The sequence below is a fragment of the Methanocella conradii HZ254 genome (assembly GCF_000251105.1).
In the GTDB taxonomy this organism is placed as follows: domain Archaea; phylum Halobacteriota; class Methanocellia; order Methanocellales; family Methanocellaceae; genus Methanocella; species Methanocella conradii.
This window is the reverse complement of record NC_017034.1, coordinates 539,608-563,548: the sequence shown is the minus strand read 5'-3', so window position 1 is coordinate 563,548 and position 23,941 is coordinate 539,608. Positions and strand designations below refer to the sequence as shown.

The 23,941-nt window shown below is 52.4% G+C and carries 22 protein-coding genes and 1 tRNA gene; 11 read left to right on the top strand and 12 right to left on the bottom strand.

The window, feature by feature from the left end; genetic code table 11:
- Position 1: 1 nt before the first annotated feature.
- Together MTC_RS02825 and MTC_RS02820 are read right to left on the bottom strand one after the other, a co-directional pair.
- Positions 2 to 1,168 (bottom strand): deoxyguanosinetriphosphate triphosphohydrolase family protein, encoded by a 1,167-nt coding sequence (locus MTC_RS02825; RefSeq protein ID WP_014405163.1) that lies wholly within the window; start codon positions 1,166 to 1,168, stop codon positions 2 to 4.
- A gap of 107 nt (positions 1,169 to 1,275) precedes the next feature.
- Positions 1,276 to 2,064 carry a sugar phosphate isomerase/epimerase family protein gene (locus MTC_RS02820; protein ID WP_014405162.1) on the bottom strand — a complete coding sequence of 263 codons (789 nt, stop codon included), beginning with the start codon at positions 2,062 to 2,064 and terminating at the stop codon, positions 1,276 to 1,278.
- A 97-nt stretch (positions 2,065 to 2,161) separates the two neighbouring features.
- Between MTC_RS02820 and MTC_RS02815 the strand changes: the two genes are divergently transcribed.
- On the top strand, positions 2,162 to 2,716 hold the full coding sequence (locus MTC_RS02815) for a DJ-1/PfpI family protein (protein ID WP_014405161.1): 555 nt from the start codon (positions 2,162 to 2,164) through the stop codon (positions 2,714 to 2,716).
- Here MTC_RS02815 and MTC_RS02810 read toward each other — a convergent pair.
- Positions 2,678 to 2,980 (bottom strand): hypothetical protein, encoded by a 303-nt coding sequence (locus tag MTC_RS02810; RefSeq protein WP_014405160.1) that lies wholly within the window; start codon positions 2,978 to 2,980, stop codon positions 2,678 to 2,680. The genes MTC_RS02815 and MTC_RS02810 overlap by 39 nt on opposite strands.
- A complete protein-coding gene (locus tag MTC_RS02805) occupies positions 2,970 to 4,220 on the bottom strand; it encodes a glycosyltransferase family 4 protein (protein ID WP_048189506.1) in 1,251 nt (416 codons plus the stop codon). The genes MTC_RS02810 and MTC_RS02805 overlap by 11 nt, the downstream gene beginning before the upstream one ends.
- 121 nt (positions 4,221 to 4,341) lie before the next feature.
- Between MTC_RS02805 and MTC_RS02800 the strand changes: the two genes are divergently transcribed.
- Positions 4,342 to 4,791 carry an Lrp/AsnC family transcriptional regulator gene (locus tag MTC_RS02800; protein WP_048189505.1) on the top strand — a complete coding sequence of 150 codons (450 nt, stop codon included), beginning with the start codon at positions 4,342 to 4,344 and terminating at the stop codon, positions 4,789 to 4,791.
- Between the two features lie 23 nt (positions 4,792 to 4,814).
- On the opposite strand, the gene MTC_RS02795 is transcribed toward MTC_RS02800, so the two are convergent.
- A complete protein-coding gene (locus MTC_RS02795; protein WP_237705954.1) occupies positions 4,815 to 5,348 on the bottom strand; it encodes an Lrp/AsnC family transcriptional regulator in 534 nt (177 codons plus the stop codon).
- Between the two features lie 246 nt (positions 5,349 to 5,594).
- Between MTC_RS02795 and glmU the strand changes: the two genes are divergently transcribed.
- The gene (glmU, locus tag MTC_RS02790) at positions 5,595 to 6,797 is read left to right on the top strand and encodes a bifunctional sugar-1-phosphate nucleotidylyltransferase/acetyltransferase (protein ID WP_048188896.1); all 1,203 of its coding nucleotides are present in this window, start codon (positions 5,595 to 5,597) and stop codon (positions 6,795 to 6,797) included.
- 17 nt (positions 6,798 to 6,814) lie between these two features.
- Positions 6,815 to 8,641 carry a glutamine--fructose-6-phosphate transaminase (isomerizing) gene (glmS, locus tag MTC_RS02785; protein WP_014405155.1) on the top strand — a complete coding sequence of 609 codons (1,827 nt, stop codon included), beginning with the start codon at positions 6,815 to 6,817 and terminating at the stop codon, positions 8,639 to 8,641.
- Between the two features lie 98 nt (positions 8,642 to 8,739).
- On the opposite strand, the gene MTC_RS02780 is transcribed toward glmS, so the two are convergent.
- Positions 8,740 to 8,831, bottom strand: a tRNA-Thr gene (locus tag MTC_RS02780).
- A 188-nt stretch (positions 8,832 to 9,019) separates the two neighbouring features.
- Here MTC_RS02780 and MTC_RS02775 point away from each other — a divergent pair.
- The 3 genes from MTC_RS02775 to MTC_RS02765 all read left to right on the top strand — a co-directional run bounded on the left by MTC_RS02775 (position 9,020) and on the right by MTC_RS02765 (position 13,965).
- Positions 9,020 to 9,994, top strand: a complete 975-nt coding sequence (locus tag MTC_RS02775) for a glycosyltransferase family 2 protein (protein ID WP_014405154.1) — start codon at positions 9,020 to 9,022, stop codon at positions 9,992 to 9,994.
- A 21-nt stretch (positions 9,995 to 10,015) separates the two neighbouring features.
- Positions 10,016 to 12,202, top strand: a complete 2,187-nt coding sequence (locus tag MTC_RS02770; protein ID WP_014405153.1) for a DUF2206 domain-containing protein — start codon at positions 10,016 to 10,018, stop codon at positions 12,200 to 12,202.
- A gap of 284 nt (positions 12,203 to 12,486) precedes the next feature.
- Positions 12,487 to 13,965 carry a family 16 glycosylhydrolase gene (locus MTC_RS02765; RefSeq protein ID WP_158308477.1) on the top strand — a complete coding sequence of 493 codons (1,479 nt, stop codon included), beginning with the start codon at positions 12,487 to 12,489 and terminating at the stop codon, positions 13,963 to 13,965.
- 37 nt (positions 13,966 to 14,002) lie between these two features.
- On the opposite strand, the gene MTC_RS02760 is transcribed toward MTC_RS02765, so the two are convergent.
- Positions 14,003 to 15,556 carry a flippase gene (locus tag MTC_RS02760; RefSeq protein WP_143767047.1) on the bottom strand — a complete coding sequence of 518 codons (1,554 nt, stop codon included), beginning with the start codon at positions 15,554 to 15,556 and terminating at the stop codon, positions 14,003 to 14,005.
- Positions 15,557 to 15,668: 112 nt separating this feature from the next.
- On the opposite strand from MTC_RS02760, the gene MTC_RS02755 reads away from it, so the two are divergent.
- Both MTC_RS02755 and MTC_RS02750 read left to right on the top strand, forming a co-directional pair.
- Positions 15,669 to 16,490, top strand: coding sequence for a glycoside hydrolase family 16 protein (locus tag MTC_RS02755; RefSeq protein ID WP_048188887.1), 822 nt, complete (start codon positions 15,669 to 15,671; stop codon positions 16,488 to 16,490).
- A 78-nt stretch (positions 16,491 to 16,568) separates the two neighbouring features.
- Positions 16,569 to 17,540 carry an NAD-dependent epimerase/dehydratase family protein gene (locus MTC_RS02750; RefSeq protein WP_014405149.1) on the top strand — a complete coding sequence of 324 codons (972 nt, stop codon included), beginning with the start codon at positions 16,569 to 16,571 and terminating at the stop codon, positions 17,538 to 17,540.
- Between the two features lie 37 nt (positions 17,541 to 17,577).
- On the opposite strand, the gene MTC_RS02745 is transcribed toward MTC_RS02750, so the two are convergent.
- The 5 genes from MTC_RS02745 to MTC_RS02725 form a co-directional block, all read right to left on the bottom strand.
- Entirely contained in the window at positions 17,578 to 18,513 is a 936-nt protein-coding gene (locus MTC_RS02745) for a glycosyltransferase family 4 protein (RefSeq protein ID WP_014405148.1), read from the bottom strand.
- Entirely contained in the window at positions 18,467 to 19,645 is a 1,179-nt protein-coding gene (locus MTC_RS02740; protein ID WP_014405147.1) for a glycosyltransferase family 4 protein, read from the bottom strand. The genes MTC_RS02745 and MTC_RS02740 overlap by 47 nt, the downstream gene beginning before the upstream one ends.
- A 92-nt stretch (positions 19,646 to 19,737) precedes the next feature.
- The gene (locus MTC_RS02735; RefSeq protein WP_014405146.1) at positions 19,738 to 20,847 is read right to left on the bottom strand and encodes a glycosyltransferase family 4 protein; all 1,110 of its coding nucleotides are present in this window, start codon (positions 20,845 to 20,847) and stop codon (positions 19,738 to 19,740) included.
- On the bottom strand, positions 20,844 to 21,608 hold the full coding sequence (locus tag MTC_RS02730) for a peptidoglycan bridge formation glycyltransferase FemA/FemB family protein (RefSeq protein WP_143767046.1): 765 nt from the start codon (positions 21,606 to 21,608) through the stop codon (positions 20,844 to 20,846). The genes MTC_RS02735 and MTC_RS02730 overlap by 4 nt, the downstream gene beginning before the upstream one ends.
- 1 nt (position 21,609) lies before the next feature.
- The gene (locus MTC_RS02725) at positions 21,610 to 22,551 is read right to left on the bottom strand and encodes a polysaccharide deacetylase family protein (protein ID WP_014405144.1); all 942 of its coding nucleotides are present in this window, start codon (positions 22,549 to 22,551) and stop codon (positions 21,610 to 21,612) included.
- Between the two features lie 165 nt (positions 22,552 to 22,716).
- Here MTC_RS02725 and MTC_RS02720 point away from each other — a divergent pair, with 165 nt between their 5' ends.
- Both MTC_RS02720 and MTC_RS02715 read left to right on the top strand, forming a co-directional pair.
- The gene (locus MTC_RS02720) at positions 22,717 to 22,977 is read left to right on the top strand and encodes a hypothetical protein (protein WP_014405143.1); all 261 of its coding nucleotides are present in this window, start codon (positions 22,717 to 22,719) and stop codon (positions 22,975 to 22,977) included.
- A 13-nt stretch (positions 22,978 to 22,990) separates the two neighbouring features.
- The gene (locus MTC_RS02715; protein ID WP_014405142.1) at positions 22,991 to 23,938 is read left to right on the top strand and encodes a hypothetical protein; all 948 of its coding nucleotides are present in this window, start codon (positions 22,991 to 22,993) and stop codon (positions 23,936 to 23,938) included.
- Positions 23,939 to 23,941 lie beyond the last annotated feature (3 nt).

The window sequence follows — 23,941 nt, the reverse complement described above, 5'->3', positions numbered from 1 at the left end:
ACTATAGCCGCCTCTTCGTGGGCAAAAATATCTCCCTGAAGGCGTCGTTGAAGTAGTCGTCGGTCATGCCCGCGATGAAGTCTCTCACGACTTCCGGGTCCGAGATGCCATCCAGGTATTCCTCTCGCCTGTCTTTCCCCATCACGTCCAGGTAATCCCTGTAGACCCTCGAACTGTGGTCCTCTTTTTCAAGCGCATCCAGAAAGGTCTCGAAGAGCATGGAGAACATGCGCTCAATCTTGCCTGCCTCTGACTTGACCCCCGGGTGATTGTATATGCGCCTCTCGTTGAACTCCCGCAACTTCTTGAGCGCAGCAGCCGTCTCCGCGCTCAACGCTATATGGCCTTCCCCATAGCTGTTCTCGATGACGTCTATGACGAGGTTGTTCACGATGTCCCTGTTATTATCTCCTAGAATGTCGGCGCACTCCTTCGGAACCTCGTCCCTGGCGATGAGGCCTATCGTTATGGCGTCCTCGATATCCCTGCCGATGAAGCTGATGGTGTCTGAGACCCGCACGACGCACCCCTCCATTGTCATGGGAAGGATGCCCGAATGGTCTGAAAGGGCCCGCTGGCACGCCTCAACTTCTTTATCAAACGTATCCCAGGACTTGCCGAAGGCCGGCTTTATGAGCGTATCGTGTGCCTCTCCGTTATGGGCCAGTATGCCGTCCAGCACCTGCAGGGTCAGGTTCAGGCCCTCTATCCTGTCCAGCGCCCTCACGCTCTGCACGTTGTGGCGGAACCTGCCTATCCCGTGCTTCTCGCACACGTTAGAGAGGTACTTCTCGCCGTCGTGGCCGTATGGCACGTGCCCTATGTCGTGGCCCAGCGCTATCGCCTCGACCAGGTCTTCATTTAATTGTAGCCCCCTGCTTATCATGCGTGCTATCTTTGAAACTAGCTGGACGTGGAGCACCCGGTGCGTTATGTGGTCGTTCTTTATAAGGTAAAATACCTGCGTCTTGTCTATATACCTCGCGTAGGCCCTCGAGTGCATGATGCGGTCGCCGTCGTGGAAGTACGGCCTTCGTATGTCCTCGGCGTCGGGCTTCCTGCGCCTCGCATCGGCATTTTTGGCGGCGTATCGCGAGAGCGAGCCATCATACGCCTCATTGCACCTTTCAATTGCCGCCTCTATCCCCTCCGAGAGCTTCCTTCGCATGGGAAGCCTTTATGTGGCATTAAAATATTAAATTATGGGTTTTATTGCTGTGTTGAGTAATTTTATTTTACTGGTATCTCGTGCCCTGGACGATATGGACGTGAGCATCACTCGCCTACCAGGCTTTTAAGGATGTCCAGGCTCGCCTCCAGGTATTGCCTGTTTTTCGTGAAGACCTCGAGAGTGATAGTTTTATCGTAGCCCGCGCCCTTGAGGGCTTTCACCACCTTGTGCCAGTCGATGTTGCCCATGCCCAGCGCCAGGTGTAAGTCGCCGTCCACGCCATGGCCGCCCTTGTTATCGTGCACGTGGACGTGGTATAGCCTGTCTTTGAAGGCCTCTATGAACTCGAGGATGCTGGCGCCGCCCTTGCAGGATACGTTGGCGTGGCCCACGTCTAAATGAAACTTTGCCCTGGGCTCCAGCTCGAAAAGCCTCCTGAGGTCGTCCACGCCCTGGTCCACGTTCTCCACGGTTATGGCCATGCCCGACTTCTCAGCCCTGTCGCATAGAGAGCCCAGCCCCTCCGCCATGTAGCCTATCATGTCCTTCTTATCGTAAAGCCCGAAGCGGGTGTGCATGTGCACCGTCACCAGCCGGGCCTCTATCTCCTCCGCGAAACCGATGACGCCCATCACCTCGTTAATAGTGGCATCCCTTATGCCCTTGTACGGGTTCCCCACGTTCCATCCCCATGGGGTATGGCAGGTAAAAAATAAGCCCAATTCCTTCCCCGCGCTCTTTATCTCCCCAATTCGCGGCTTAAGCCTTGACAGCGTATACCTGGGGCCCTCCACGCTTATCTCCACGAAGTCGAAGCCCGCGTCCCTGGCATAGCGCAGCTCCTGGTGTATGTCGCCCTCGCCCCTGGGGTCGGCGAGCGTTCCATAGTACATGAATAAGTATCTGGCATCAACGATAATAATCCTTTTTCCGTGAAAGCCGTGATAAAGAGTAATCAACAGGCTGGCTATACTTTTATTTGTGGTTATCATGGAGTTCGACCTGGCTAATACGGAGGTCGTTCTTGTGGCCGCTCCTAAAGACTTCAGGGATGAGGAGCTTTTCATCCCCGAGGACGTGTTTTCTGAGGCCGGGGCCTTTGTGCTGACCGCCAGCACGACGAAGAGCTCCATACACGGCTCGCAGGGCGGCTCGACTGAGCCGGACCTGCATATAGAGGACATCAACGTCGATAGCCTCGATGCCATTGTCATAGCCGGCGGCAGCGGCGCCCGTCAGTATCTATGGCATAACGAGTCCCTTCTAGGAAAGGTGAGGGAAGCTAACGATAAAGGAAAGATAATTGGAGCCATCTGCGTCTCAGGCGCCATACCGGCCCTGGCGGGCATCATGAAGGACAGGATGGGGACCGTCTATCCCGACCCGGAGGCGCTAGATATCCTAAAAGGGCACGGCGAAATCTACGTGGACGAGGGCGTGGTCGTGGATGGAAACGTGATCACGGCAAATGGGCCACAGTACGCTAAGGAGTTCGCCGAAGCCATATTAGGGCTTCTTAAGCAGAGGCTCCTTACCACCATATAAGCTGGAGTATGGCTTAAGCTCCCTATACCTCCCTATTATTATATCCTTGAAATCATGGGGCCTATGGCGTATACGCCTCGCTAGCTCCTTATCCCCCAGGTATTCAAGCCATGATGCCACCCAGAAGGCCTCCTCTTCCTTGAAGGCAACCAGGTAGTCCTTCAAGTCCTTAAGGTTCCGCAAGGGCTTGCCGTTAAATATGTAAGGCTTTTTATCCTTAGGGTTGAAGAGGCGCTCCGCTATCCTGCTCATCTCATTTGCCATATGACCGCGCCATCTCCTCATAAATGCCCAGCGTCTCGCGCGCAACTTTCTCCCAGGTGAAGTACTCTAGAACCCTTCTGCGGGCAGACTTGCCCCACCGCCTCATCCTATCGTCGTCAATAAGCGTTTCTTTGATCCCCCACGCGATGTCCTCGGGGCTGTTCCCGTCAACATGCACACCAGTCCTGTCTGGCCCGGCGTTGACAACCTGCTCCTTAAGCCCCGATACGCCGCTCGCGCCCACGACTATGGGCTTCTCCATAGCCATCGCCTCGAGGCTCACGATGCCAAAGGGCTCGTAAAGGGAGGGAAAGGCACACAGGTCCGCAGCAGCGTAGTGCAAGATACGCTCGTGCTCCGATACGAACTCAAACCTGCAGGCCACGTCATCCTCAAGGCCAAGCCTCTTTATGAGATGCCTTATGTTGCTCTCCTCGTCGCCCGTGCCCAGGATGACGAGCTTAGCATTCGGATACTCCTTTAATACGGCGGGCATGGCCTGTACCAGGTTCATGATGCCCTTGACCCAGTTTAGCCTTCCCACGAACAGTATCATCTTTTTATCCGAGGCGCCGTAGCGTTCCCTGAGCACCCCCGCCTCGACCATGTCAACCTTGGAGGGATCGTACACGCCAGGGTCCACGCCGTTCCAAACGACGTTCACTTTCCCGGCATCCCATCCATGGCTGGCCAGGTCCTCCTTCATCGCATAGCTCACCGTGACTATGCGGTCCGCCATGATGGAGCCGCGGTGCTCGATGTCGCTCACCACCTTGCTTCCCCGGCCCCGGCTCCTGCCCCACTCGGTCGAGTGGACGTGGAATGCCACCGGCAATTGCATCTCCTCCTTTAAGATTAAAAGCGCCATCGCCCCCATCCAGTCATGGACGCACGCCACGTCGAACTCGACCTTCTCTTTCTTTATCAGCCTGTTGACCATCTTTGCGCAGCTCAGCATGTCATACGTAAAGATAGAGCCGAAAAACCTTAGCTGGTCGCCCCACGATTGCAGCTCGCTCGCGGCGATGACTCTGAGGATGCCCGAGGCGTCCACCCCGAGCGGCCTGTGTACTGAGACCCCGTGCAGCACCTCGTGGGTTTTCAGGCTGCCCGTGTTCATGGTGAACACGGTCACGTCGTGCCCCATCTTTACGAGCTCCCTCGTGATGTACTGGGCGTAGGTCCCAAGCCCTCCCACAAGCCGTGGCGGGTACTCCCATGCGAAGAACGCAAGCCTCATACACGAAAAAATATCATGTGCAAATATATAAAATAGATTCGTATAAACTATCATTTAAAAACCGAATATTTATATACTAATGTATCTATTAAATATATTTAGCGCACGCGAGGACGATGCGATGAAGATCGATAAGATGAACAAGAAAATATTGAACATCCTGCAGCAGTCTGGCAGGATGACGTACAAGGACGTCGCGAAGAAGATAGACCGCGCACAGTCTACGGTCCGTGACCGCATCGGCATCATGGAGGAGGAAGGCGTCATAAAGGGCTACACGGTCGTCATCAATAAGAAGAAGGCGGGCCTTGATTGCTATGCCATAATCAAGTGTAAGGTCGACGCTGACAGGATCGATGAAGTGGCCAGAAAGCTAAAGCGCGTGGAAAACGTCCTCCAGATCTACCATACTGATGGGGAATACCAGCTGACGTTCCTCATCGCCACGTGGGACTACGACGAGCTCAAGCGGATCCTCAAGGACAGGATTGCGCCGCTCAAAATCAAGGATTATGAGACCATCATAATCACGGAGTCCATACGTGAGATGGCCTACGTGGACATCCATTAAGGGCCCGATCGCCCTCGAAAAGCTCAATTCTTGTTAGGGCCTTTGATATCCTTGAGGACGTCATACTTCAGCGGCGTCTCCATGATCTTTTTCGTAGTCAAAATGGTGTTGGTGTTGAGCACGCCCTGTATGCTGGAAATGTTCCCTATTATCTCGCGAAGCGTGTCGACGCTGCTCGTCCTCAGCTTGAGCATGAGGTCGAACGGCTCGAGCGTCTCGTAGATCTCAAGGACTGCCGGGATGCTCATGAGCTGTGATATGACGTCTTCCTTTTTTTTCCCCGTGAGCGCGCTGCGCTCCAGCTCTATCCCGACGAACGCCACCGTCTTAAGGTCAAGTATCACCGGGTCGAATAAAATGGTGAATCGCTCGATGACGCCTCCGTCGACGAGGCGGTTGATCCTCTTGTGGACCGTCGAAGGCGAGACGTTCAGCTCCTCTCCTATACACGCCAGAGGGGTGTTACTGTTCTCGCAAAGCTTCCTTATGATATAAATGTCAGTTTCGTCAAGGTTGCCTTTATACTTTGAGCTCATCCGCAGCGCTCCCTTATGCAATTCAATATCAATAGCTTGCTATGCTTATATATACCTTTCCTAATTTAGTAAAATTATTATCATAATAAACGTCAAATCTATGCATTTTTTTATCAAGCTCAAAAATAAATTTTAAATCGACTTTTTAAATATAATATTAATAAAAATACGTTAAATATATCAATAAGATATATAATCATTTGACTTATTATTTGTCTCTCTGGAAGAGATTACTTATTGACGCCCATAGGGGGTTGTTATTACGCCATGATCGCTGTCGTGCTGGCCGCAGGCGAGGGCAGCCGTCTTAAGCCTTTTACCATAACCAGGCCGAAGGTGATGATACCCGTCGGTAATAAGCCGATCCTCGAGTACGTAATCGCTGCCCTCAGGGATAGCGGCATTATCGACATAATAATGGTCGTCGGCTATAAGCGGGAAAAAATCATGGACTACTTCGGTGACGGCCGTGCATGGGGGGTCAATATAACGTATGTGGAGCAATCCCCCCAGCTAGGCACCGCGCATGCCCTGAGGCAGGCGGCAGATAAAGTTGCTGGCCAATTTTTGCTGGTCAATGGCGACACGATCGTTAATACTTCGGACATTAAGCAAATCATGAACGCCAGGGACTGCGATGCTGTAATGCTCGTCACCCATGCCAGCCCCGCAAAAAAGTACGGGGTTGTCGAGACGAATAATGGGCTGGTTAAGGATATACTGGAGAAGCCTAAGTACGAGGATAATGGTAACATCGTAAACGCCGGGGTTTACTGCTTCTCAACAAAAATTTTCGACTTTTTAAGCTGCATGGAAATTTCGGAGAGAGGCGAATACGAGTTAACTGATGCCATTAAAAAAATGATCGGCAGCGGGTATGCCGTCCGGAGCATATACTCTAAAGCGATATGGATGGATGCCCTATACCCATGGGACCTTCTAAAACTTAATTCGGAGACCCTGAAGCGCCAGAAGCTAGGGGTATCGGGCGCTATAGAGAAAGGCGCCATGATATCCGGCCATGTAGGGATAGGAAATAATACCGTAATCCGCCCCGGCACTTATATCCAGGGCCCCGTATGCATAGGCGATAACTGTGACATCGGCCCTAATTCCGTCATATTGCCGGATACCAGCATTGGCAGTAATTGCACTATAGAGCCGCTTACCCGGATATCGAATAGCATTTTAATGGATAACGTAAAGGTCGCTTCTTTAAGCCACATCTCGGGCTCGATCATAGGGGAAGGCGCCATGCTTGGGAGCGGTTTCATCGCCGAGGACGGGGACGCCACGGTAGAGGTCGATGGCGTGCTGAAGAAAACCACTATAGGGGCTATCATCGGGGATAACACCTGCATCGCGGGCGGGGTCCTGGCCAGGCCCGGGAATATCATAGGCATTCGATGTAAAATCGGCGCCGGCGCCACCATAAGGTCGAACATTAGCGATAATACGGTCGTCGTTTAGGCGTAAAGTGGTAAGACATGTGCGGAATAGTCGGCTATATTGGAAATGGCAATACCATTAATATATTATTAGACTCTCTTGAGTGCCTGGAATATAGGGGCTATGATTCTGCTGGCATCGCTCTTGTCTCAAATGATTCGCTAAGGGTCATAAAATCCCATGGCAGGATTCTTAATCTCAAGGATAAGGTGCCGATCACGTTGAATGCCACTGCTGGCATCGGCCATACCAGGTGGGCTACGCATGGTAAGCCATCCGACTATAACGCTCACCCTCATAAGGATTGCACGGGGAATTTCGCCGTGGTGCATAACGGCATCATTGAGAACTACCAGAGCCTTAAGGATGGCCTGATCGCTCAGGGACACAAGTTCTCCTCCGAGACGGATACGGAGGTCATCGCTCACCTGCTAGAGAAAAATTACGCGGGCAGCGTCGTGCAGGCCCTGCTTGATACTGTCAGGGAGCTCGAAGGCTCATATGCCATTGCCATCGTCAGTAATCATGCGCCGGGAAAGGTATTCGCAGCCAAGAAAGATAGCCCTATAGTCATCGGGCTGGGCGATGGCCAGTACTTTTTAGCCTCCGACGTGACGGCCTTCCTGAAATACACTAAAAAAGCCATTTTCATGGAAGATGGCGACATAGTCATAATGTCCGGCGAAGGCATAGAAGTCATTGACTTTAATGGGCGCCCTGTCAGGCGAGAGGCCCGGATAATCGATTGGGAGCTCGAGGAGGCGGAAAAGTCTGGCTATGAGAATTACATGCTAAAGGAGATCCACGAGCAGCCCAAGTCACTGAGGGATGCCATCGCGGGGAGGCTCAACGAGCTGACTGGAGAGGTCGTAATGCCGGAGCTAACTCTCACTAAAGCGGACATAGACGATATCAAGCGCATCGTCATCGTTGCGTGCGGCACCTCTTACCATGCCGGCCTGATCGGTAAATATGCCATAGAATCCATGACTGACATCCCTGTGAGCGTGGAGATCGGGTCTGAGTTCCGGTATTCTGCCAACAGGCTCGGCCATGAGACGCTCGTCATAGCCCTTTCCCAGTCAGGCGAAACTGCGGATACGATCGCCGCCGTCAAAGGCTCCATTAAAAAAGGCGCCAGGGTGCTGGCCATAACCAATGTGGTAGGAAGCACGGTCTCCCGCGAGGCTAACTACTCCATCTACATGAGGTGTGGCCCCGAGATAGGGGTGGCAGCCACTAAGACGTTCACCTCGCAAATAGTCATAATGTACATGGTCGCCCTCTACCTGGGCACTATGAAGGGCATGCTAGGCGCCGAGCAGAATATAAGGATGGTCGCCGAGCTCAAGGCCCTCCCTAATAAAGTGCAGCGCTTGCTCGAGAATGAGCGCTATATCATGGGCCTTGCGTCTTTGTTCAGGAACGCGGGGCAGTTCTTCTTCGTGGGCAGGAACCTTAATTATCCAATAGCCCTCGAAGGGGCGCTTAAGCTAAAAGAGATATCGTACATAATATCCGAGGGCTATGCGGCGGGCGAGCTAAAGCATGGCCCGCTCGCGCTCATCACTACGAATATACCCGTCATAGCTATCGCCACGCAATGCGCCACCTATCATAAGATGGTCAGCAATATCAAGGAGATTAAGGCCAGGGACGCCTCGGTGATAGCGATAGCGAGCGAGAGCGATGGCCTCATCGACCAGCTGGTCGACTTTGTGGTGCGCATACCCGACTCTAACGAGTATATTGCTCCGATTCTTTCGACTATCGTGCTTCAGCTATTTGCCTATTATATAGCGGTGTTTAGGGGCTGTCCGGTCGATAAGCCCCGTAACCTCGCTAAATCCGTGACCGTTGAATAGGAAAAATATGATGGGGGTGATAATAAGTTCGGCATACATGTATTTTGAGCTGCTTCAATAAAACTTTTTTTAATTTTAATAAAATAATAAAATTTTAGAGCCCCCGGCAAGGCTTGAACTTGCGACGTGCTGATGCCATGTAAGAAACTCATTACATGTCAGCCGCTCTAACCATCTGAGCCACAGGGGCTTGATTATAAAAAAGGCTTATACCTGCCAATATTTAATATTTATTCGCCAGGATAGCGATAAAATGGCCCAGGAAGGCACGCTAATAAGCCACATAATTATATAAATTAATTAGTATATCAATCAAAATAATTATATACTATTGTATAATAATAGATTAATATACAATTCATCGGAGATAAACCAGATATGGCCACAACAATTCTTGACTCCACCGGCAGACATTCCGAAAACCTAAAATCGCCATATAATGCCGCCGAACTTACAGCAGGCCAGGAAAGCAAGGCTGGCCTGATGGTAGCGATACCGGCGTATAACGAGGAGGTCGCCATAGGGAGCGTCATAGCCAGGTGCAGGAAGTATGCAGACTCCGTGGTCGTCATCGACGATGGCTCCAATGACCATACGGCCGAGGTCGCCAGGCTCGTAGGCGCGGACGTCATATCGCATGGCGTGAACAAAGGATATGGGGCCGCCATCAAGTCATGCTTTGATGCCGCGAAGTCGTGGAGAGCTAGCGCTCTCGTGATCATAGACGGCGATGGCCAGCACAACCCTGATGATATACCGTTACTTGTGGCAGAATTGAAGAAAGCCGGGGCGGACGTAGTCATTGGCTCCAGGTTCGTCAACGGAAATGGTAAAAATCAACGTATTCCAGCTTATCGCAAGGTAGGCATGAAGGTGCTAGACCTGGCCACTGCCCTGGGCTCAGGCCTTAAAACATCGGACTCACAAAGCGGGTTTAGGGCATACTCGGCGAAAGCCATACGCGAGATAGACCTTGAGGATGAGGGCATGGGCATAGGCTCCGAAATATTGTTCAAGGCCGCTGAAAAGCGCTTGAAAGTCTCTGAAGTTCCCATAAAGGCCCGATACGACCTGAGGGGTACTTCTACCGAAAATCCAGTAATCCACGGTTTCGCATGCCTGGGGTCAATTCTCAAGATGGGGTCGCAGAGGAGGCCAATGATGTTCTTCGGGGTGCCGGGCATCGCCCTGCTCGTGTCGTGCGTCTACATCACTTTCACGAGCCTGGCGGACGCGACCATGGCCTCCAGCGTATCGATCGCCGTCATGCTATGCATGATAGCCGGAACGCTGGGCGTATTCACCGCGCTCGTCCTCATGTCCATTCAGAGCACGGTTCCCAGTAAATCATGATGTTGTTATAGAGTGATAAGCATGCAAGTGAGTGATCCATTAAGGCTAATCGATTGGGACATTAAGAAATTCCTGGGGGTAGTGCTGGCCACGCAGGTGGCGGCGCTCATCCTTATACGGATGGATTCGGTCGGCTTTCAGGTGCCAGCCCTCCGGCAACTCGTATGTTTCATATACCTGACGTTCATTCCCGGAGCCGTTATCCTGCGGGCCATGAACGTCCGCAAGCTTGGGCCAGTTGAGTCGACGCTATTCACGATAGGCATGAGCCTCGCCGCCCTCATGTTCACGGGCGCGCTGCTTAACCTCGTCGGGCCCCACCTCGGCCTCGCCACGCCAATAACCATATTGCCCATAATGGCCATGCTTACGGCGCTCGTACTAGTATTCAGCGTGGCCTGCTGCCTCAGGGATGGAAAGGGCGAGGATAAGCCTCTTCTAGACATTGGGGAGGCCCTCTCGCCGCCCGCCCTATTCCTGTATATTGTGCCATTCCTGGCGGTAGCCGGCGCGTACCTGATGAACCTGTTCAACGAAAACGCGCTTCTGGCAGTTATGATCCTGATCCTGGCGGCCATCGTGCTTTTAGTGGGATTCGACAGGTTCATACCCGGGAGGCTCTATCCGCTCGCAATATTCGTCGTGGCGCTATCGCTGGTGCTCCACAACGCCCTCATTTCCACGTATATCAACGGCTGGGACATACAATACGAAAGGTACTATGCCTCACTCATCCTGAATAACGGCTTCTGGGACACGTCGCTATTCAGGGTACTCAACGCCATGCTGAGCATAGTCATGCTGGCGCCCATATACTCCATAGTCATGAACATGGACATAGCGTGGGTATTCAAGCTGGCCTATCCAGCGCTCTTCGCGCTCGTGCCTTTAGGCCTTTACGAGGCGTTCAGGAGGCAGGCTAATGAGAAGGTCGCCTTCATGGCGGCGTTCTTCTTCACGTCTCTCGTGGTATTCTATACCGAGATGATACAGCTAGCGAGGCAGGAGATAGCGGAGCTATTCCTGGTGCTCGTGATCCTTTTGCTAATCAACCAGAGCATGGATAAGGTGAAGTGGTCCCTCCTCTTCATCATATTCTCGTTCTCGGTGGTAGTATCCCACTATGGCCTGACGTACATTTTCATCGCCTCGCTTATCATCGTGTGGGTAATGCTTAGGCTTGGCAAGGCGATACGCCTTAAGGGCTTGAGCGATGCCGGCCTAAACAGGAGGCTCTCGCTGGCATTGATAATACCGCTCGTCACGTTCTGCCTGGCATGGTACGTCTTCACAGCCAGCGGGAACGCCTTCAATACTATACTGGTGCTTCTCGCAACCATGATAAGTAACGTAAAGCAGGGCTTCCTAAACCCAGAGATGGTTCAAGGGATGGCTCTCATAATTGAAGGGGGCTCGGTATCGGCCCTGCATAAGGCGTACCTCTACTTAATGATGTTCACCCAGGCGTTTATTGTGATAGGCATCGCCGCAATAGCGCTAAAGAATGACCTGGCGAGGATAGGCAAGGAATACTTTGCCTTCTCGCTGGTAATGGTCGCCTTACTGGTCGCGGGGATATCCATACCGTACGTGTCCAGCGCGTTGAATACGACCAGGCTATACCAGATTACGCTCATCTTCCTGGCCATCTTCTTCGTGCTCGGATGGCTTGGGGTGAGCTGGCTAATCGGGAGGGTCGTGCGCAGGAATAACCCTGCCATGCCCATAGCGTTCAGGGCATTGTCAATCTTCCTGGCGATATTCCTTGTCTTCAACACCGGGCTTGTGTTCGAGGTCTTCAGGGACGTGCCAATCTCCTATTCTCTCAACAAGACCGTGGATAGCGCCGTCTTTAATAGCGCCGAGGTGGCGGGCGCTAGCTGGATCATGAGAGAGCGTAGCCCCATAGTCGTCGATAGCAAGGCCAATAACTATTACCTGCCACCTATATACGGCGACTGGAATCGGCTGCAGCTTTTAAGGGGGCTGAACGCCAGCCAGGCCGCGGAGATACCTATCAGTGGCAAGCTTTTCGAGGTTTCGTACGTGTTCATGGGCACCTATAATGTGCTTAACGATAAGGTGCTCCTGGTCAAGGATAATGGCGCCATATGCAGGGATTATTACGTGAGGGCGGACGATGTATCGAAGGATAGGGGCTTGATATACTCGAACGGCGGCTCCGAGGTCTATAACCGAAGGTTCTAGGCGGCTGAAGCGTGCCATCCGGCACGCCCCTTTTTTTATATGCTGTAAATTTTTTACCAATTTAAAACCAAACAATACAAATTTAGATATTTTTTCTCAAAATAATACAAAAATATCTTGCTAAAAGAGTAAAAAGTATATATACGATGCCTATTAATCCGATAAGTGCCTAATTGGTAAATAAATATGTGATAACTCATGTAATGCTTGTATCTATAGGCCAAGCATTATGTGGGTAAAAACAAAAAGGTGGTATGTTTATAAAAAACAGGTTATTGATGGCTATGGCGATATGCCTTACATTGGGGGCAGTAACGATCGCGGCGCCAATAAGGGCGGCTTCAGGCGCTTTCGACGGCGCCAGCATCGTGGATGGCTGGACCGAGAACGACGTGCTCGTGCCATCGGCATCTTCGACATACGTGCTCTACGATAATTTTGACAGAATGCGGAGCGACCTGTGGAAGGTCGTCTCGCGGGCTAATGGACCGCAGGGCACTAATTTACTTTCAGGGAATGTCTGGGTATCAGGTGGAAAGCTGACGGTCAAGTCCGACGTGGGGAAGCACACAGGTGGTGAGTACCAGTCGAAGGGCACTTATGGGTATGGCATGTATTCCGCAAGGATAAAGGCGAACCTCGTGCCCGGCTCGCTCGCCGCGTTCTTCACCTACGCCTCGGTTAGGGGCGGCTATAACGAGATCGATATCCAGTTCGAGAATAAGAATGGCAAGTACTACGTGTATTTTGAGAACGCGGTTAATGGAGACCAGAGCCTGTATAGGTATCAGCTCCCCTTCGACCCGGGGGCGGCTTACCATACGTATGCCTTTAACTGGTGTAAGGGCCGCATTGAGTTCTACGTGGATGACATGAGTAAGCCCGTCTACACTTCGACCAGCAATGTGCCCGATAAGCCGTGCTACGTGTTGTTTAATAACTGGGTGAGTAAATATTCTTCGGGCTCCTCTGGCGTTAGCTATCTTTATGTGGATTGGGTGTCGGTGGCCTCGGCTTCGCCTTCTCCCCCCCCAACGCCCAAGCCAACGGTGACGCCAACACCAACACCAACGCCCAAGCCAACGGTGACGCCAACACCAACACCAACGCCCATAACAAATGAGCCAACGCCATCGACAAAATACGTGCTATATGACAACTTCAACAAAGACAGCAGCAACAACTGGACAAAGCGCTCCAACGTATGGAGCTCCAGCTACGTCTACACGATCTTCAAGCCATCCAACGTATGGTACGAGAATGGCAAGCTCGTACTACGCTCATACGTAGACAACCACACGGGCGCCGAGTACAAGTCTAACGGAATATACTCATACGGCAAATACAGGGCAAGCATCAAGCTATCCCAGACGCCCGGCACATACGAGGCATTCTTCAGCTACCAGTGGCCCACCAGCACCAAGGTCCACAACGAGATAGACATAGAGTTCATAAAAGGGACCGATGGAACTACCACGGCCATGCTGAGCACATGGGTGAACTACCAGTATGACCGCAAGACCATCAAGCTATCTTTCGATCCAAGCGCAGGATACCACACGTATGGCTACAACTGGTACCCGGACCGGGTGGAGTTCTATATCGATGACATGTCGAAACCCGTGTGGACCTCATATGGCCATATACCAAACGAGGCTATGTACGTCTACTTCCAGAACTGGGTGGTCAAGGATGTGCCCTCCAGCCATGGGGATGGCGTTAACACCGAATACGTCGACTGGGTCACGGTAGAGCCGCTCTAAAATAAAAAATCGATGCCCGGCCATCGGGCATCACCCTTTATAATACCTGCCCAATCACGGGTATGCTTTGTAGCCTTAGCTTAACGGCCGATAGGATCATGGCGTCTTCCTTATCGATCGCCCTGAGCCCTATGAACAGCGCGGCGTATGCTGCCATGTACGCGATAAAGCAGACTATGGCAGTGGCGGGCGCGGGCACGATGGCGAGCCACCTCGCCCCGAAGAAGAACAGCGATAGCAGCAGGAGCGATGATAGGATAGACGCCACGTAGTTCCTCGTAAATGGATGGACCCCTAATAGCTGATAGAGCCGGACAGTTAGAAGGGCGTTAGCCACCATGACCGATATGGATACGGCTATCGCCGCTCCGATAACGCCCATCGGCGGTATTAGCAGTATGCTCAGCACGAGATTGATGAGCGCATTTGCCAGGAACGATTCGATGATGATACGGGTCTTGCCCATCGAGATAAGCGTATGATAGTTGGGGCCGGTTAGCGGGTTTATAAGGTATCCGAGGCATAGTACCTGCAGGAGGACCGCGACATCGCTATAGCGTGGTCCGAATAGCAGGTCGACGACTACGCCTGGAAATACCAGGAATGCGAACAGCATGGGCAGGGTGCCAATATACCCCCATTTGGTCGATATTATATAGCTCCGCTTCAGGTCTTCCACCTGGTTCTTGCCGTATAGGCTCGAAGCGGTGGGCATATAGATATAGCCCATGGAGTTGATGACCGTCAAAAGCAAGTTACCCATCATTATCGCGATATCGAACTTCCCCACTTCTATCGGCGTCTTGAAAAAGCCGAGCAATAGCGTGGTCGCCTGGGACATCATCATCAATAGCATGTTAACGGAGAGCAGGGGGATGGAGAAGCGGATGAGGCCCATAGTTACCTGGCCTCCTGCGTCCGGCGCGGCGCTATAGTGCCCGGAATACCATTTAAGCGTGAAGGCGGCGAATGCCAGCATCGTCAGGGACGTCGATGCCACGTACGCTGTTATGATGGCGTCGAAGCTCATGCCTAGCAGTATGACTATTAAGAGTAGGGCCAGGAATGATAGCGGCTTCATGACATCGTTGAATAAAACCTTCATGATGGAGACGTTGAAGCCGCGAGTGATAGAGACCAGGATCTGTATAAGGACTGTGGATGGTATGGCGAGGGAAATTATCTTTAAGGCATTGGAGAGCTCCCGCGAGTGGAAGAATAATGCGATGGCATCGGAGAATATGAAAAGCGCTGCCGCACATATCAGGCTCGCGGCCAGGGCAAGCGCCAGCGCGCTAAAAATGACTCGCTTGACCCCTGAGCTATCAGACTTGCCCAGGAAGTATGCGATATAGCGTGACGCCCCCTCGTCAAGGCCAAGCGTGGATACTATACAGAGCATGCTTATTATGGTCAGCGCGAGCGAGTACACGCCATAGTCTCCCTGGGTGGTGTAGCGGACCAGCGCGACCCTCAATATGAAGTTCAGCGCCATCGAGGCGATGACCCCTGAAAAAATTATAGTCGTGCCCTTTGCTATCTGCCGTAGTGAACTATCAAGGCTCTTCGACATGGTAAGACCAAAATTCACTAATATATATTAATAAACAATTATATAAAGTTGACTATTCAGCGCTTAATGAATAATAAATAATTATAAATATTAATTACATATATATTGATGTGTTGTGAATCATATGCTGATGAGAGCATTTTTTGCTTTCCTGGCCTTAACCTGGGCGCTGATGGCCATCATGCTGATCTTAACTATCAATTATCTCAACGTTGGCCAGCAAAACGAGAGCATATACGTCCATGAGGACGACGTAATCGACGGGGCGCCTATACTGCTCGAGAATTCCACCACGCCTGACAATCCCACCGACCCGCCGTATTCCGCCTCCTACCTTTTATATGACAACTTTAGCTATGATAGTGGCCGATGGGCAAAGCGCGATAATACCTGGAGCTCCAGCTACGCGTACACAGTTTTCAAGCCATCCAACGTATGGCATGAGAACGGCAACCTGGTGCTGCGCTCCTATGTCAATAACCACACGGGCGGCGAATACAAGTCCGATGATAAGTATTTTTATGGTAAGTATCGTGCCAGCATAAAGGTCGACCAGACTCCGGGCACGTACCAGACGTTCTACAGCTACCAGTGGCCAACCGGAATCTTACGTGAAGGGCACAACGAGATCGACATTGAGATACAAAAGGCCGACGGCAAATACACGGCGCTATTCAGCACCTGGGTGAAGGGCGTGAAGAGCCGCTATATGTATTATATGCCATTTGATCCAAGCGAGGATTATCACACGTATGGCTACGACTGGTACCCGGACCGCGTGGAGTTTTATATTGACGACATGTCGAAGCCTATCTGGACCTCCAGGAGTAACGTTCCCGCCCAGCCCATGTACGTGTATTTCCAGAACTGGGTTCAGCGTGACGTGCCCGCCGACCATGGCGGCGGGGTAAATACTGAATACGTCGACTGGGTCACCGTAGAGCCGCTATAGAGTTGCCGCCCTCAATTAATTATATAATAAACGAAAGTATTATAATCAATTAATATATTATATAATATGTGATATAATATGAGGTCGCTGGTCACTGGATGCGCGGGCTTCATCGGAAGCCACGTCGTTGACGCCCTTCTGAAAAAAGGGCACGAAGTCATCGGCATCGACTGTTTCACTGATTACTACCCACGAGATGTCAAGGAGCGCAACATCGAGCAGGCGCTTCACGACAGCCGCTTCACCCTGATAGAAAAAGACCTCGCCCTGATGGACAGCTATCCAGAGGTCGACTATGTCTTTCACCTCGCAGCTCAGGCGGGCGTCAGGGCATCCTGGGGAAAAACCTTCGACGTTTACGTGCATAACAACATACAGGCCACGCAGCGGCTGCTAGAGTTTTATAAGGGCACGGGCCTGAAAAAGCTCGTTTACTCATCCTCGTCTTCCGTTTACGGGGACGCGAGGCTTCCGATGAGCGAGGAAAGCCTGCCCAGGCCCGTCTCGCCATACGGAGTATCGAAGCTGGCGGGCGAGAATCTTTGCTACCTGTATTATAAGAACTATGGGGTGCCGACCATCTCCTTACGCTACTTCACCGTATACGGGCCGAGGCTCAGGCCGGACCTGGCGATAAACAGGTTCGTCGACGCCATAATAAATGATAGAGAGGTCGTGGTATATGGCGATGGCACCCAGACCAGGGACTTCACTTTCGTGGACGACGTGGTAAGGGCGAACATCCTTGCCGCTGAGAGCGACGTCGTCGGCGACGTGTTCAACATCGGCGGCGGCCACAGGATAAGCGTTAATGACCTGATGGAGCGCATCGAGGCGACATTACGTAAAAAGGCAAGGGTGAGGCATGTTGAAAAGCAAAAGGGCGACGTGGAGAACACCTGGGCTGACGTGTCGAAGGCAAAGGCCCTCTTATCCTGGCAGCCCGAAATCGGCATTTCACGGGGCCTTGCCAGGTATATCGATTGGTACGTGAACTTCAGGCTGCCCTGCAAACCGCCCAGGTCGGCGGTCGGGATGACGGGCACCTGAATCCTTTAAAGCGCAATAGCTCTCCACTGGCCAGGCATCAGCAAAGCGACTCGTACAATTTAATATAAAAATTGATTACCCTGTGCCAGTTAAACCGCTCGATTACTTTATTCCTCGCGTTCGACCCCATCCGCGCCCTCAGGGCCGGGTCATCGATGAGACGCAATAAATATTCATGGAATTCATCTTCGCCCCGCGCGATGAACCCATCACGCCCGTTCTCTATCATCTCGCACACCGCCCCCACCCGGTTTGTGACAACCGGCAGCCCGGAGGCCATGGCCTCCAGAATGGCGATCGGAAAGTTATCATGCACGGAGTAATAGGCAAATATATCGCGATCCTGGAAATAGTCCTTTGGGCTGTCCACGAAGCCAGTAAATCGAGCGCTAAGGCCGTTTCCATGTACCTTTTCTTTCACCTCGTCCAGGAATTTGCCGCCCCCCACGACCGTATAGTCTAATGGCACGTCCGTGCACTTTTGGACGTTTTCCATGATGTGGGCGAGCCGGATTAAGCTCTCGGCTTTATCCCTGAATGCGAACTTAGTGACTGTCACGATGTTCGCCGAAGCTTTATCCCAGTGGCGCACGGCCTTAAACCTTTCCGGGAATATGGCGTTCGGGATCACCAGGGCGTCGTCCAGCACGAGGCGCTCCTTTAAAAACAGGCTGGGCGTCGTGACGATGTCTGCCATCCTTATGGATGCTGGATAGAAGTGGCGCCACACGTTTCGCTCTATGGGGTACTCGCCATGGATGGTCAGGATAAGCGGCCTTCGCCATAGCCTTAAGGTAATGGGGATAGAGGCGTGCACGATGTCCGAATCCTGGCGTAGCGGCGACGTGAGGACGCCACGCAGGTCGTGCACATGGCGTCCGCTGATGCCGCAACGGGACAGCATTTCCACCAGCGTCCTGCCCCAGTTATACGGTCCGCCCATCCGGATGGGCGTTACAACGCTCACCTTCATAATAAGTACTCCTGCTTTCGATGACGTCACGGTATAATAGCAACGTCTTTTGGACCGTTTCATCCCATGAAAAGCTCTTCATGACCCGCTCCCTGCCGCATGCCCCGAGGCTTTGCGCCAGGGCCGGGTCCGAGGATACCTTTAGCATCGCTTTCGCCAGCGCCCTGCTATCCCTGGCAGGAACGATCAGGCCGCATCCTTCTACTATGCGCCTAAGCTGCGGAAGGTCGGTGCAGATGACAGGCAGGCCACAGGACATGGCCTCGAGCATCGTGCGCGGCACCCCCTCCGTCAGGCTGGATAAAATGAAAACGTCTGCGCTCTGGTAAACGGCCGGAAGCTCCTCGTTGGGCAAGAACTCGATTATTTTAACCATGTCATCGAGGCCAAGCTCGTGGACCTTTTCCCTGATAGCGCCAAGCTGCGGCCCTTTACCCACCATCTCAAGCGTCAGGTCGCGCTTTACCGTTATGGCCTCCGCGAAGGCCTCTACCAGGTAATGGACGCCTTTTCCCGGAACGAATCGGCCTATCCACAGCAGCCTGTTGCCGTCCCTCCGCCTTTCTGCGGGCTTGAACAGGCTAGTATCTATGCCATTATGGATGACGCGTATCTTTCTGCCATCTACCCCCAGCCTCTCCATCTCTTCTTTTTCCTCCTCAGTATAGCAAATAATCCTGTCAGCCGCGTTTAACGTCCACTTGCCCAGCGTGGCCAGGTAAATATGGTTAAGCCAGCCGGGGGCCGTCTGCGATGTAAGGCCATGGCTGGTGATTACCAGCGGCGTTGAGCTGAACTTCCGTATAAGCGAGCAAATATTAGTTGAAAGATAGAGGTGCGAATGCGCGTGGATTATATCGTAGTTTTTATTTTCTGCCGCCAGCCTTAAGAGCAGCGAGGGCATGGCCGGGTTGCCGTAAAGCTTCATGAGCGGCCTGAACCGCTCTACTCTGTACCCGCTAATGGTTTCCGTGAAAGGCATGCCGTCATGCCTGGACGTGTACACGGTCACCTCATTTTCCAGCTTTGCCTGCATGACTGACATGTTATGGGCGTGCAGGGCTGCGCCGCCGACAGTGGATGGATATAGGTCGCTTGCGATGCGGAGTATTCTAATATCCTGTGCCTCCAACACTTAAATTAATTAATAAAATAGTGTATATAATTTATTTAATATATTAGCAATAAATTATTATATATGCCTATAAAACACGAACTATTGCTTTAGTTATCGCTTTTCAGGCCATCCATCGCGCTCCTGTATATCGCCAGCGTCTGCCGCATGACGTTATCCCACGATAGGTCGGCATTCAGCTTCTTGTAGCCATTCTCACCCATGCATTTTCGCAACTTTTCGTCTTTAAGCAGCCTCACGATAGCTCTTGCAAGCGCTTCCGGGTCTCGCGGGGGGACGACGAAACCCGTTTTGCCGTCTTCAACGACCTCGGGGATCGAGCCCACGTTAGTCACGACGACCGGCTTCTTAAACCCGTAGGCCGTGGACACGACGCCGCTCTGGGAGGCTTCAACGTACGGCAGCGCCACGACGCTTGCCCGCTGGAACAGCCCGGCGCCCTCTTTATATGATATATAGCGTCTAACGACCTCAAAGCGGTCCCTATTCACCATTAAGTCCTCGTATTTCTCAAAATCGCCAGAACCGGCTATCACGATCCTGGCATTCGGGACTTCCCGCGTAATGTACGGCTCTGCCCTGATCAGGTACTCAAGCCCCTTATACTCGAGGATTCGGCCAAAGAAGAGGACCACGTTGCCATCCTCCTTAATGTCCTCGCGCTCATACATCTTGAAGGCGTCGATGTTGTGAGGCCCGATAGGTATGCTCTTCACCTTGGACGGCGGCTGGCGATAATCGCTGATCATCGCTTCCCTCAGCCTTTCCCCGTGGACCAAAAGGTACTTTGATGCATGCCTGATATAGGCATGCATGTATTTCTCCCAGAATTTAGCCTCACCTATATGGGGGCTGAGGTCATGGAACGTGGTGATTATCGGGTACCTGCGCAGGAATGGAATGTAGAATCCCAGCATGGAGCTGCCGATCTGCAAGTGTACTACGTCGGGGCCGTATTTTCTTATCTCCTTGAGCATGCGGTATGAGCTCTTCAGGAACCTCGCCAGCGCTATGGGGTTATAGATGGCGCCAGGACGGGATAGCAGCCTTACCCTTAAGCCGTTTGCGATCCTGGCGTTCTCGGGAGGCAGGCTCACGTCCTTGGTGTATATGAACACGAGCGAATCGTTGCCTTTGTTTAAGGACTTCGACATCTGTACCTGGTAATCGACGAATCCGCCAATGATGACAGCTTTCATGGCCAGCACGACCTTCTATACACCTGGGCGGCGCTAAAGCCGTATATGCGCCTGGCGACGCCGAACAGGCGAGAGTAGTCCTTCTCGTAGTTATATTTAGTGACGAGCTTCGGGCCGAAGCTCATCTTAAACTTATTCACGCCCTCCAGCTCCCTGGCTTTATCGGCCCCCGCGTAATACCCGCCCATGTCATACTCTTTTATGCCTTTGGCCCTGGCATACCTGATAGACTCCCAGATAATCATGCGGTTCCCATAGCCCACGACGTTATTCCAGTGCTGGTCACCCGTGAAGCGCCTTGAAGCCGTTATGAGGCGCCTGATATGGTCCTTATCCTCGAGGAAGACCTCGCCGCATATAACCTTGCCGTCAAGCATCGCGACAAAAAGCGTGCCATATTTTTTCATGTAGTCCACATCAATGTGGCTACCTGGGAGGCCTTTGCTCTTTCTAAACTCCGAGTCGATCTCAAGGAACTCCTCGTAGCACTGGTTGACCTTGAGCTTAATCCCGTTGTTATATGCCTTGTTGATCTTCTTTCGGCAAGACATTCGGTCGATGTTCTTCCATATCCTTTCCTCATCCAGGGTGAGGTCGATTACGGGGGTGACAAAGTCCTTGCGGACGAACCCGGGCATGTCGACTTTATTCTTACATGCATAAAAGGCGACGCCCTGGCATCCTTCTACCTCGAATGGGCTGTCGCTAAACCAGATATCCTTTCGCTTAAAATTAAAAAAGTTTCTCTCGATCTCAAGCACGCTATCGCCTTCCTTCAATGGCCAGCTTCGCGAGCGGCCTCTCCATGCCGCCGCCAATGTTTAATATGTAGGGCAGCACGTCTGCCCTCGGCCGGTGGCCGCCGGCCTCTCTGACCTCCGATGCATACTTGAAGGACACGTCATGAGCCGCTATAAAGCGCAAAAGCGCGTCCATCTGGCCCATGAAGTATGGGTCTGTCATGCAGGGCGAGTGCAGGCATATGTGGAACAGGGGTAGCTTCTGCCGGTAGTACTCGAGGAAACACGATTCCAGCCAGCGCCTGCCAATGATAGGTATGATTTCAGGGCTTACGCTTGCCCCGAACAGCGCCTGGGATACGGGCACCATGAGCAATGGCAGGTCGCCCTTTGCCTGATAGCTCGACCTCGATGGGCGGTATGGCATGCACATGCGCGGTAGCTTCGACCAGTCGTAGTGGCCGCGTTTTTTATGCGGCGTTGCCGAGCAATCGTGCGTAAAGCCAGCCTCCACAAGTGCCCTTACCGTATCGTCGTTGAGGGACCAGCGGCCGGCGACGAACGTCTTCGGCTCCACGCCAAGCGTCTCAGCGATATGCTCTTTTCCGGCTTTAATCATGTCGAGCTGCTCCTCGTATGGATAATCCTTCAACACTGTAGAGGTGGAGGAGGCCTTGCAGTGCTTGCGCAGGTACGCGTCGCCTACGTAGTACCTGTTCCCATGTACGCTAAGCTCCTGCCACCCTGGATGTACGTGTAGCCCGATCTCATGCTTTACGTTACCTGGAAAGCGTTCGGCCGCTTCTGGCATGACGGCGAACGTCACCCTGGCACCGTGCCCGTCAGCGATCTTTAGCAGGCGTTGCACGCCGACCTCCACGCCTTCTTTTGCCCTTTTATCATACACTACTTCTTTACCCTTGACATAGCCAAACTCCGTATGGCAGACGATGACGACATCCATAATTAATAAAAGTTTTATCTATAATATTATTTATATATCTTACGGTTGAGCCATAAGATATTCCAGGGTAACGTCATCCCTGATTACGCCTTGAACAATAAACTATATATCTGACTAAAATAAATAATAATATTATAATAAGCATCGCTCCATAGGTGAATAAACATGCTGATTAAAAGTCAAAAGGTCGTGGTCGCGTTTAGCGCGTGGGCGATCTTAACGCTCACGCTGCTCACGCTATTTAATAGCCTGAACTATGAATACCTATTTGTGCTCGATCTCCTTGGCCTGCTGGTCATCACCCAGCTACTTAGCCCTTATACCATGAAGCCGAAGTGGAGGCCACGCCTGGACATTTTCTTGATGGCAGGCGTGGCCATATTCGCCCTGCTCGTATCCAATAAAGCGTTACAGATGATATCGTAGAGGCGTTAAGACTATGAGCAATTCAGATCCAACCATTAACCTTAAAGGGTATGCGCAGGCGCTCGTGGCACATGAGAGCTATGCTGCAAGCGCTGAAACAAGCCGCCCAGGGCAGGTAGAGCCTGATAGGGCCGGGCTCAAGAGTACGCCGTCCGTAAACATGACGCATGCGAGCGAGGCGAATATTTCGGCCAGGATGCAGACAGGCATGCGGATCAGCAGGAGGGTTAAGTGGGCATCGGCCATCCTTGCGCTCTTCGGCCTCGCCCTGATAGGCGCGTCGCTCGCCATGAGCCCTGCCGCCACGTTATCAGCAGTACTATCCATTGCGGGCGTCAGCGTGTTCCTATCCTCCCTGTTCTTTTACTTTGTGACGCCTCACAGGCTGGTGAGCGGCGATGTTTGCGATGCGGAAGCCATTTCCGGCGTGGAGCTCGCTAATGACCTGCTAGCCCCGCTCGCGGGAGACTCAAAGGGAATATACATGAGCCGCGGAAAGTCCACCAAAATATTCATCCCGGCAAGAAAAAGCGAATTAATCAAGGAGTACGGCAAAAACGCCGGCATAGCGGGCATGAACATATCCGGCATAGAGGGCATATTAATTACCCCGCCTGGACAAGGCTTGCTCGAGTACGCGAAAAGCCTTGGCGCTACGTTCAGTGCCGAAGGCCTGGAAAGCGAGATCGTAGACGCCCTTGTTAATGGCATGGAGCTGGCCTCGCGCGTAGATGTAAGGCGTGGGCCGGACAACGTGTACGTGCGCCTGTATGGCCTCGCGGACTCGCCGACGTGTAAGAGGATAAGGCAAACGAGGCCGACGCTATGCTACCAGGCGGCCTGCCCCATATGCAGCTTCGTGGCCTGCATGGTGGCCGAAGGCACTGGCAAGCCCGTCATGGTCAGCGCGATAAAGGCCGATAGAAAAGCCGTAGATATCACGTACACGCTGCTGGGATAAGCC

Bases quoted from the DNA above. Each gene is read 5' to 3' on its own strand.
- MTC_RS02770 (WP_014405153.1), top strand. From the start codon at position 10,016: ATGCAAGTGAGTGATCCATTAAGGCTAATCGATTGGGACATTAAGAAA.
- MTC_RS02805 (WP_048189506.1), bottom strand. From the start codon at position 4,220: ATGAGGCTTGCGTTCTTCGCATGGGAGTACCCGCCACGGCTTGTGGGA.
- glmU (WP_048188896.1), top strand. From the start codon at position 5,595: ATGATCGCTGTCGTGCTGGCCGCAGGCGAGGGCAGCCGTCTTAAGCCT.
- MTC_RS02820 (WP_014405162.1), bottom strand. From the start codon at position 2,064: ATGTACTATGGAACGCTCGCCGACCCCAGGGGCGAGGGCGACATACAC.
- MTC_RS02725 (WP_014405144.1), bottom strand. From the start codon at position 22,551: ATGGATGTCGTCATCGTCTGCCATACGGAGTTTGGCTATGTCAAGGGT.
- MTC_RS02750 (WP_014405149.1), top strand. From the start codon at position 16,569: ATGAGGTCGCTGGTCACTGGATGCGCGGGCTTCATCGGAAGCCACGTC.
- MTC_RS02775 (WP_014405154.1), top strand. From the start codon at position 9,020: ATGGCCACAACAATTCTTGACTCCACCGGCAGACATTCCGAAAACCTA.
- MTC_RS02720 (WP_014405143.1), top strand. From the start codon at position 22,717: ATGCTGATTAAAAGTCAAAAGGTCGTGGTCGCGTTTAGCGCGTGGGCG.
- MTC_RS02715 (WP_014405142.1), top strand. From the start codon at position 22,991: ATGAGCAATTCAGATCCAACCATTAACCTTAAAGGGTATGCGCAGGCG.
- MTC_RS02765 (WP_158308477.1), top strand. From the start codon at position 12,487: ATGGCGATATGCCTTACATTGGGGGCAGTAACGATCGCGGCGCCAATA.
- MTC_RS02810 (WP_014405160.1), bottom strand. From the start codon at position 2,980: ATGGCAAATGAGATGAGCAGGATAGCGGAGCGCCTCTTCAACCCTAAG.
- glmS (WP_014405155.1), top strand. From the start codon at position 6,815: ATGTGCGGAATAGTCGGCTATATTGGAAATGGCAATACCATTAATATA.
- MTC_RS02745 (WP_014405148.1), bottom strand. From the start codon at position 18,513: ATGAAGGTGAGCGTTGTAACGCCCATCCGGATGGGCGGACCGTATAAC.
- MTC_RS02735 (WP_014405146.1), bottom strand. From the start codon at position 20,847: ATGAAAGCTGTCATCATTGGCGGATTCGTCGATTACCAGGTACAGATG.
- MTC_RS02825 (WP_014405163.1), bottom strand. From the start codon at position 1,168: ATGCGAAGGAAGCTCTCGGAGGGGATAGAGGCGGCAATTGAAAGGTGC.
- MTC_RS02755 (WP_048188887.1), top strand. From the start codon at position 15,669: ATGAGAGCATTTTTTGCTTTCCTGGCCTTAACCTGGGCGCTGATGGCC.
- MTC_RS02800 (WP_048189505.1), top strand. From the start codon at position 4,342: ATGAAGATCGATAAGATGAACAAGAAAATATTGAACATCCTGCAGCAG.
- MTC_RS02815 (WP_014405161.1), top strand. From the start codon at position 2,162: ATGGAGTTCGACCTGGCTAATACGGAGGTCGTTCTTGTGGCCGCTCCT.